Consider the following 2122-nt stretch of genomic DNA (forward strand, 5'->3'; position numbering starts at 1 on the left):
GCCCTCCGGCCGCGCCGCGGCACCAGTCCGTCGGTGTGCAGCAGGAGCAGGCCGCCCACCTCGTTGAGCTGGCCGACCACCGCCTTTCGCTGCAGCCCGCCGCCGCGGGCCGCGTCCCAGGCCCGGAACACCGCCACCGAGCGTTCCAGTTCCTCGATCTCCTGCGACCCGACGGGGGCGGCGTCATAGCGGTCGAACCCGGCGGGGTCGGCGTGCAGGGGATGATCGAGGTCGGGAGCGTCGGCCTTGAGTGTCGGATCGGTGTGCAACCAGTCGTGCATGGCGCTGCTGAGTGCGGATCCCGCGGCGAGCGCGGCGCCCGCGCCCACCAAGCCGCGTCGGTTGAGCATGAGGTCCATTCCCGTGAATTCGGTGAGGACCGCGGCGGTCCGCTCGGGCGCCCACGGCACACCGTCGGGATGTTCCGCACTCCCGCCGCCCTGCCGTCTCCCCGTACGCCCGTGCCGTACCAGACCGAGGTCCTCGATGGTCACGACACGGCCGAGATGCTCGGTGAACAGGGCCGCCAGCACCCGTGGCACGGGATCGCGCGGGATCTCTCCCATGTCGATCCAGCGCCGCACCCGGGAGGTGTCGGTCGCCAGCTGGGGGTGGCCCATGGCCGCCGCCTGCCGGTTGACGAGCCTCGCGAGTTCCCCTTTGGACCAGCCGGCCAGGCCGAACAGGTCCGCGAAACGGGCGTTGGGTTGTCCTGTCACGTCAAGCCCCCAGGTACTCGGCTGAGTTGACAGTAGACCCGCCGAGACTTGCCGGGCGACTATTCGCCAGGGTTCGCCAGGGTGCGCCAGATGGTGTGCCAGTGCACGACGGGTGTCAGGTAGGAACGCGCCACCCCGACCCGGTCGCCGAGGGACATTCCCCAGGGTGCACCCGGGCGTCCGGGCCGGGCAGCGCGCGTGAAGCAGCAGGCACACGAAGGGATCTGTCTCGCCCATGTACGCAGCATCGTCCTCCGTGTCCGCCCCGCCCCGGTCGCCGCGTCCCCGTCCGGGCGCCGGCGGCCCCTACCTCGACCCCGCGCGTCCGGCGGCCCCCGTGCCCGGTGCGGCCCGTACGCGGCGCGCCGCGGGGCTCGGCACACAACCGCTCAGCGGGAGAATCGACTTGTCCGGCCCTCAGGGCGCCCAGCTGCGCACGGCGCTCGCCTCGGTGCACCGGATCTGCCCGGAGTTCGCTCCGGTGCAGGTGCTGCGCCGCAGTGGGCGGTCCGTGCTGCTGGTCGGCACGACCGGGCGCAGCACGGCCGTCGCCAAGTGTTTACTCGACCACTCCCCCGCGTGGGCGGAACGCTACCGGCACGAGATAGCCGCATACCGCTCGTTCGTCCGGCACCGGCCGCCTGTGCGGGTGCCCCGGCTGATCGCAGCGGACCCGGACAACTGCACGCTGGTGATCGAGCGCATGCCGGGCCGGGTGGCCGCGCTCCAGCGGCATCCGTCCCAGACGCCGCCGCAGGCGGACATCAGGGCGGCGCTGGGCGCGATCTGCCGGCTGAACGCCTGGCGGCCGCCGGCGGGTACGTTCGACGCCCCGCTGGACTACGCCGCCCGCATCTCCCGGTACCACGAACTGGGACTGCTCACCGACCGGGACCTGGGCGACCTGCAGAAGCTGCTGCACGGCATCGCGCACGCCGCGGGCCGGCAGGGCATGGGCCAGTTCTGCCACGGCGACGCGCTGCTCGCGAACGTCCTGCTCTCACCGGCCGGTCCAGTGCTGGTGGACTGGGAGCACGCGGGCTGGTACCTGCCGGGCTACGACCTGGCGACGCTGTGGTCGGTGCTCGGGGACGCGCCGGTGGCGCGCCGGCAGATCAGCCAGCTCGCCCAGTCGGCCGGCCCGGCCGCACGGGACGCCTTCCTGGTGAACCTGATGCTCGTGCTCACCCGTGAGATCCGCACCTACGAGACGGCCGTGCAGCGCGCGGTGCACGACGCCACCCACCCGGGTGCCGCCCAGTCCGGCGAGGAGCAGCGCCTGCTCCTGCGGCGCCTGCACGACGACTGCCAACTGGCCCGCCGGGCGGTACGCGCGGCCGTAGGCACCCGCTGACGACCACGGTCCGCGGTGCGCCCCCCTCCCCGGGCGCCCGCGGCCGTCT

Annotated in this window: 1 protein-coding gene and 1 pseudogene; one reads left to right on the plus strand and one right to left on the minus strand. The window is 73.5% G+C overall.

Going from position 1 to position 2122, the window contains the following annotated elements; all coding sequences use genetic code 11:
* Positions 1–719: pseudogene (locus C1I97_RS35810) on the minus strand (hypothetical protein); the annotation flags it as partial.
* Between the two features lie 235 nt (positions 720–954).
* Between C1I97_RS35810 and C1I97_RS35815 the strand changes: the two are divergent.
* A complete protein-coding gene (locus C1I97_RS35815; RefSeq protein WP_111007102.1) occupies positions 955–2073 on the plus strand; it encodes an aminoglycoside phosphotransferase family protein in 1119 nt (372 codons plus the stop codon).
* Positions 2074–2122: the final 49 nt, after the last annotated feature.

The sequence above is a fragment of the Streptomyces sp. NTH33 genome, assembly GCF_003236365.1.
Classification (GTDB): Bacteria; Actinomycetota; Actinomycetes; order Streptomycetales; family Streptomycetaceae; genus Streptomyces.